We start from the raw sequence: 6,623 nt of genomic DNA, 5'->3' as shown, positions 1-6,623 counted from the left end.
ATCACCGTGCGCCGCCATCGAGCACCCACACTTATCGGCTGTTAGTTTTTAAAGAACATTCGCAGGAAGCACCTTGCTTTCACCGCGTTGCTGCGTCAGCAGCAGAGAAACGAGATTATGAAGAACCCTTTTCGTTTCGTCAACCGGTTTTTTTAGCATCGCCTGAAAAACCTTGCTGACTCGACCACCGCGCCGTTTCTGTCGCGGCCCCGCTCCGTCGCGCAGAACACCGCGCTCTTGAACGAGGACGCGAATCTTAGGCCATCCCAGGCCTCATGACAAGGGTGTGACGCAGGTTTTTTATCGGGGTCACTTTCTGGCCGCGCCAATCACCGCCTGCAGCGGAATCGCATCCGCCATTGCGGCGTACCCAGCGTCGCTCGGGTGAATCTGATCGCCGCTGTCGAACACGCGCTTTAGACGCGTCGGCTCCGCGGGATCGCGCAATGCCGCGTCGAAATCCACCACGCCGTCGAACGAACGGCCGGTACGGATCCATTGATTCACCTCCGCGCGGATCGCCTCGCGCTGGGGCGGCAGCGCCGCCGGCGTCAAAGTGGCGCCGAAAATCCGCAGCCCTTTGGCGCGTGCGGCCGCAATCACACGCTTGTAACCAGCGATAAGTCCGTCCGCCGTCACCTGCGTGTGCGGGGAATCGCAATCCAACCCGCCATGCGGCGGCATCGCCGCGAAGTTGATGTCGTTGATGCCGATCATCAGAATCACCGTCTTTACACCCGGCGGCGCCAGCACGTCCCGCCCGAAGCGCGTCACGAGTGCATCGCCATAGCAGGGCGAGTCGCTCAGCAGCCGGTTTCCGCTGATCCCCAGATTCACGACGGCGGCCGATTTGTCGCCGCTCAGCGCGACCCGGCGCGCCAGCGCGTCCGGCCAGCGTCGATTCTGATTCAGACTCGATCGCATCCCGTCTGTGATCGAATCGCCGATCGCTGCGATCGTCGATGCAGTCGGCGCCTCGACCTGCAACCCCGTTAGCCAGGCGAATTGCGTGAAACGCTGTCGATAGGCGTCGGCGGAGACGTCCTCGGTATGGTTTCCGGGTGTCGACAGATAGTTGACCTGACTCGACACGCGATGCCACGCCACCATCTTCTGCTCGCGCCCCATATAGCTGCTGATGACATAAGGCGCTCCCGCCGAAATGCCGGCGCGAACAGGATCGCTGTCGATTTCCCCGCCCGGCGGCACGCTGACTGCCGGCTTCCCGCCGAACGTCACCCGCATCGCCGTGCCGCCCTGAACAGCCGCGCCAGCGCCCCCGCCGGCACGCGCGATCCGCAAATCTTCGATCACGAGCGGCGTCTTCCCATACGCGTTACTAATATGGAGACGCACAACTTCCCCCGACAGCGTCGGATACAGGATCTGCCGGACAGTGCGCCCCGCAACCTCCGGCGCCCGGTACAGCGACGGCGGATTGGGTATTTCGGGAATCGGCTGGAGCGCCGTCGCCCAGGCGGTGACCCACGGCGACGCGTTATCGGCTGCGAAGACGGGATTGGAAACGAGCAGAACGGTCGACAGAACCGCGCCGCACGCGACGGCCAGAGAACGAGTGGACATTGCGACTGATTGGTGAAATGAGATTAGGGGAAACAAGCCGGAGAACCCGACGGAAAACGGGCCCGACACAAGCCGCCCATTGTGCACGATTGCATAGTGCAAACCCCTACCCATCTATCTCGAAAAATTTATTAACCGACCGGACGGTTGGCTTATACTGCCGAACACACACCAACTCATGACGAGAGCGTTCGACATGTACACGCAATCCCTCGACATTCCCGGCAATGTAGCCCCGCTCGACACGGCCGCCAGCTCGCCCGAGCAAGTCCGTTTCGACGAAGTCATGGCCGCCGACGGCAAGATCGAGCCGCAAGACTGGATGCCCGACGCGTACCGCAAGACGCTGGTTCGCCAGATTTCGCAGCACGCGCATTCGGAAATCGTCGGCATGCTGCCGGAAGGAAACTGGATCACGCGCGCGCCGAGCCTGAAGCGCAAGGCGATCCTGCTGGCGAAGGTGCAGGACGAAGGCGGTCACGGCCTCTATTTATATAGCGCGGCCGAGACACTCGGCGTGTCGCGCGACCAGATGATCGACGCGCTGCACGCGGGCAAGGCGAAGTATTCGAGCATCTTCAATTACCCGACGCCGACCTGGGCGGACGTCGGCGTGATTGGCTGGCTGGTGGACGGTGCGGCCATCATGAACCAGATTCCGCTGTGCCGCTGCACGTACGGTCCGTATGCACGCGCAATGATCCGCATCTGCAAGGAAGAGTCGTTCCATCAACGTCAGGGCTTCGACGCGCTGATCGCGATGATGAAGGGCACCGATGCTCAGCGCGAACTGGTCCAGCAGGCGGTCGATCGCTGGTGGTATCCGGTGCTGATGATGTTCGGCCCGAGCGACAAGGATTCCGTCCATAGCAACCAGTCGGCGCAGTGGGGCATCAAGCGCATCACCAACGACGATCTGCGTCAGAAATTCGTCGACGCAACCGTCGAGCAGGCGAAGGTGCTGGGCGTCACGCTGCCCGACGTGAATCTGAAGTGGAACGAAGAACGCGGCCACTACGACTACAGCGACCTCGACTGGGACGAGTTCTGGCGCGTCGTCAACGGCGACGGCCCGTGCAACAAGGAACGCCTCGCGACGCGCGTGAAGGCGCACAACGACGGCGCGTGGGTTCGCGAAGCCGCCCTCGCCCATGCCGAAAAACAGCGCCAGCGCGCGCAGCAACACGCCGCCTGAACGGCGCCCCGAATCGAGAGAGACTGGAAGGAGATTGCGATGAACAAGGAATGGCCGATCTGGGAAGTCTTCGTGCGCAGTAAGCAGGGACTCGACCACAAACATTGCGGCAGCCTGCACGCGGCAGACGCGTCGATGGCGCTGCGCATGGCGCGCGACGTCTACACGCGCCGCCAGGAAGGCGTGAGCATCTGGGTGGTGCCGTCGTCGGCGATCACGGCATCGGCACCCGACGACAAGGCCGAACTGTTCGAACCGGCTGGCGACAAGATCTACCGCCACCCGACGTTCTATCAGCTGCCCGACGAAGTCAACCACATGTAAGCGCGCGTCATGGATATCACGACCCAACACCTCGCCTACGTGCTGCGCCTCGCCGATACCGCGCTGATCCTCGGACAGCGCAACGCGGAATGGTGCGGCCACGGCCCGATTCTCGAAGAAGACATCGCGCTGTCGAACATGAGCCTCGACCTGATCGGCCAGGCGCGTCTTCTGTACTCGCACGCCGCCGACCTCGAAAAGACGCTGACGGGCAAAAGCCGCACGGAAGACGACTACGCGTTCTTCCGCCCCGAGCGCGAGTTCGCGAACTACACGCTCGCCGAACTGCCGCATGTCGGACCGCTCGCAGGTACGGCGCACGCGGACAAGGACTACGCCGTCACGATCGTGCGCAACTTCCTGTATTCGACGCTGATGCTGCACATGTGGTCGGCGCTGACCGGTTCGTCGGACGCGCAACTGGCCGCGATCGCCGCCAAGTCGATCAAGGAAACGCAGTATCACGTGCACCACTCGCGCGAATGGCTGGTGCGCTTCGGCGACGGCACGGACGAATCGCATCGCCGCGCACAGGCTGCGCTCGACTATCTGATGCCGTACACGCGCGAGTTCTTCAGCGCCGACGCGACGGAAGAAGTGATCGCCGCAGCCGGCATCGGCCCGAAGACGTCCGAACTCGAAGCTGCGTGGCTCGAAGACGTGCGCGCCGCGCTGGATGAAGCGATGCTGAAGCAGCCGGACACCGTCAAGCACATCACGACGGGCAAGCACGGCGAGCATTCCGAGCACATGGGCTTCCTGCTCGCCGAAATGCAGAGCCTCGCGCGCCAGCATCCGGGCGCAAGCTGGTAATCCGTCGATCCAACAGGTGAGTTCAACGATGACTTCGACCGCTCAAACAGCAGCCGCCACATCAGACCGTGCGCTCGCGCAGGCGTGGGCCGTGCTCGAGGCCGTGCCCGATCCGGAAATCCCCGTCGTGTCGATTCGCGAACTGGGCATTCTGCGCGACGTGCGCCGCGCCGCCGATGGCGCGCTCGAAGTCGTCATCACGCCGACCTACTCGGGTTGCCCGGCGATGTCGCAGATTGCCGAAGACATCGGCATGGCGCTCGACGCCGCCGGTTTCGCGCCGTATCGCGTCGAGACCGTGCTCGCGCCCGCGTGGACCACCGACTGGATCACAGACGACGCCCGCGAAAAGCTGCGGGCGTACGGCATCGCGCCGCCGACAGGCAACTGCGGCAGCAGCGAGCCGGACGCGAACACGGGAACGAAACAGAAAGTGATCCGCTTCGTCCCGCGCTCGCTGCCGGCACCCGCTTGCCCGCGCTGCGGCTCCAAACACACCGAACGCCTCGCGCAATTCGGCTCGACGGCATGCAAAGCGTTGTATCGCTGCGTCGACTGCCGCGAACCCTTCGACTACTTCAAACCGTACTGATATGGCCACTCCGCAATTTCATCCGCTGCGCATCCGGGAAGTGCGGCCCGAAACCGCCGATGCGGTCTCCGTCGCCTTCGAAGTCCCCGTCGAACTGCGCGAGCAGTTTCGCTTCACTCAGGGCCAGTTCGTCACGCTGAAGACGCATATCGACGGTGAGGAAACGCGCCGCTCGTATTCGATCTGCGTCGGCGTCACCGATTACGACCGTGACGGCGAACTGCGCATCGGCATCAAGCGCGTGCGCGGCGGTCGCTTCTCGAACTTTGCGTTCGATACGCTGCAACCCGGCCACACGATCGACGTGATGACGCCGGACGGCCGTTTCTTCACGCACCTGAACGCCGACCACGGCAAGCAGTACCTCGCGTTCTCGGGCGGCTCGGGCATCACGCCCGTGCTGGCGATCGTCAAAACGACGCTCGAAATCGAGCCGCGCAGCACGTTCACGCTGATCTACGGCAACCGCAGCGTCGATCAGATCATGTTCGCCGAAGAGCTCGAAGATCTGAAGAACCGGTTCATGAACCGCTTCGTGCTGTATCACGTGCTGTCCGACGACATCCAGGACGTCGAACTTTTCAATGGCGTGCTCGATCAGGCGAAGTGCGCATCCTTCCTCGAAACGCTGATGCCCGCCGATGCGATCGACGAAGCGTTCATCTGCGGCCCGGCGCCGATGATGGATGCCGCCGAAGCCGCACTGAAGGCCGCGGGTTTGCCGCAGGAGAAGGTGCACGTCGAGCGCTTCGGCACGCCGCTGCCGCAAGCGGGCGTGCCCGCCGCGGAAATCACCGATGACACGCCTACCGCCGACCTCGAAATCGTGCTCGACGGCAAGAAGCGCAAGCTGCGTCTGCCGTATCAGGGCTTGAGCGTACTCGACGTCGGTCTGCGCGCGGGCCTCGCGCTGCCGTATGCGTGCAAGGGCGGCGTCTGCTGTACGTGCCGCGCGAAGGTGCTGGAAGGCGAAGTGAAGATGGAAAAGAACTACACGCTGGAAGAACACGAGATCAAGGACGGCTTCGTGCTGACCTGCCAGTGTCATCCGATCAGCGACAAGGTCGTCGTGAGCTACGACGAACGTTGATACCCGCGCGGCGTGCACCCGTTGCACCGCACGCCATGCACGGTATGTGCGCATCGTCGCTTTCGGCACACACGCGATCCGCTTACACTAGGGGCCGCTCGTCACAGGAAAGATGTTCCTGCCACGAGCGGCCTTTTCTGTCTTCTGATCGAACCGTGCTTCGACTGCGCTCGACGGGCGCGCGAACGCGACAATGACAATGAGCACGATCCATATCACCAACGGCGACGTGGCCGCCGACTCTCTGCGCAAGGCGCTCGACCAGGCAGGCCGGCGCGACGCCGTGCTGGCCCTGCGCGACGATCTGGCTGTCGGCCCGTTGCAGGGCATCGACGATACGCCGCAGGTTCGCGCCGACTTCTGGCAGCGCGTCAGCGGCGACGACACGCGAGATTTCATCGGCGAGTTCAAGGAGCAGGCAGCCGAACTGAATGCCGTGGTCGACGCGACGACGCACGTGGTCGTATGGCACGGCCAGAGTGCCGCCGATCAGCTGACGCTGCGCCGCGTGTGCTTTCATCTGCGCGAAATGCCGCAGCGACTCAACGAGTTACGTCTGTCGATCGACGATCTGACGGGCGAAGCGAGCGCCCCGCTACGCCGTCCCGATCATGCAACGTCGGTCGGCATGTTCGCGCCCGATCTGTTGCTGCAGCGTCTGCCGGGCGCCGCGCCGATCTCCGTGTTGCGCATCGGCCGGCTCGCGCTCGAATGGCAGGAAGTGAAACTCGCGAACGCGGAGCTGCGCCGCTGGCGCGACAACACCTTTACCAGCGGTACGTTCGCCGATCTGGACGCGCAGGTCCTTGAGCATGCAGTCGAAGGCTGGCAATCGGCAGGACGAGTCGCCGCCCGTTTGATGGCGGCAGATAACGGCTTGCTGGTCAGCGACAGCCTGGTGCTGTGGCGCCTGCGCGAACTCGCCGCCTCGGGCCAGCTGCAATTGCGCGGAGAGACGAAGACGTGGCGTTCGCTGGAAATAAAAGTCACGCCTGCAGCGCTTTCCCCTGTTTAAGACCAACCAG

7 protein-coding genes are annotated in these 6,623 nt (G+C 63.4%); 6 read left to right on the top strand and 1 reads right to left on the bottom strand.

The features are described 5' to 3' along the window. Nucleotides 1–309: 309 nt before the first annotated feature. Nucleotides 310–1,584: an SGNH/GDSL hydrolase family protein gene (locus G3N95_RS39115; protein ID WP_205975428.1), complete on the bottom strand. Its 1,275-nt coding sequence runs from the start codon at nt 1,582–1,584 to the stop codon at nt 310–312. A 196-nt stretch (nt 1,585–1,780) separates the two neighbouring features. On the opposite strand from G3N95_RS39115, the gene paaA reads away from it, so the two are divergent. The 6 genes from paaA (at nt 1,781) to G3N95_RS39085 (ending at nt 6,613) form a co-directional block, all read left to right on the top strand. Next, on the top strand, nt 1,781–2,779 hold the full coding sequence (paaA, locus tag G3N95_RS39110) for a 1,2-phenylacetyl-CoA epoxidase subunit PaaA (protein ID WP_205975427.1): 999 nt from the start codon (nt 1,781–1,783) through the stop codon (nt 2,777–2,779). A 39-nt stretch (nt 2,780–2,818) separates the two neighbouring features. Continuing rightward, nucleotides 2,819–3,103, top strand: coding sequence for a 1,2-phenylacetyl-CoA epoxidase subunit PaaB (gene paaB / locus G3N95_RS39105; protein WP_201648989.1), 285 nt, complete (start codon nt 2,819–2,821; stop codon nt 3,101–3,103). A 9-nt stretch (nt 3,104–3,112) separates the two neighbouring features. After that, nucleotides 3,113–3,916: a 1,2-phenylacetyl-CoA epoxidase subunit PaaC gene (gene paaC / locus G3N95_RS39100; RefSeq protein ID WP_205975426.1), complete on the top strand. Its 804-nt coding sequence runs from the start codon at nt 3,113–3,115 to the stop codon at nt 3,914–3,916. A 28-nt stretch (nt 3,917–3,944) separates the two neighbouring features. Next, nucleotides 3,945–4,508: a 1,2-phenylacetyl-CoA epoxidase subunit PaaD gene (gene paaD / locus G3N95_RS39095; protein WP_205975425.1), complete on the top strand. Its 564-nt coding sequence runs from the start codon at nt 3,945–3,947 to the stop codon at nt 4,506–4,508. 1 nt (nt 4,509) lies between these two features. Further along, on the top strand, nt 4,510–5,598 hold the full coding sequence (gene paaE, locus G3N95_RS39090; protein WP_205975424.1) for a 1,2-phenylacetyl-CoA epoxidase subunit PaaE: 1,089 nt from the start codon (nt 4,510–4,512) through the stop codon (nt 5,596–5,598). Nucleotides 5,599–5,797: 199 nt separating this feature from the next. Beyond that, nucleotides 5,798–6,613 carry a DUF1835 domain-containing protein gene (locus G3N95_RS39085; protein ID WP_205975423.1) on the top strand — a complete coding sequence of 272 codons (816 nt, stop codon included), beginning with the start codon at nt 5,798–5,800 and terminating at the stop codon, nt 6,611–6,613. Nucleotides 6,614–6,623: the final 10 nt, after the last annotated feature.

The organism is Paraburkholderia sp. Tr-20389, from assembly GCF_017104565.1.
Lineage (GTDB): Bacteria > Pseudomonadota > Gammaproteobacteria > Burkholderiales > Burkholderiaceae > Paraburkholderia.
Note: the sequence above shows the minus strand (reverse complement) of the source record. Positions and strands in the feature narration are given on the sequence as shown.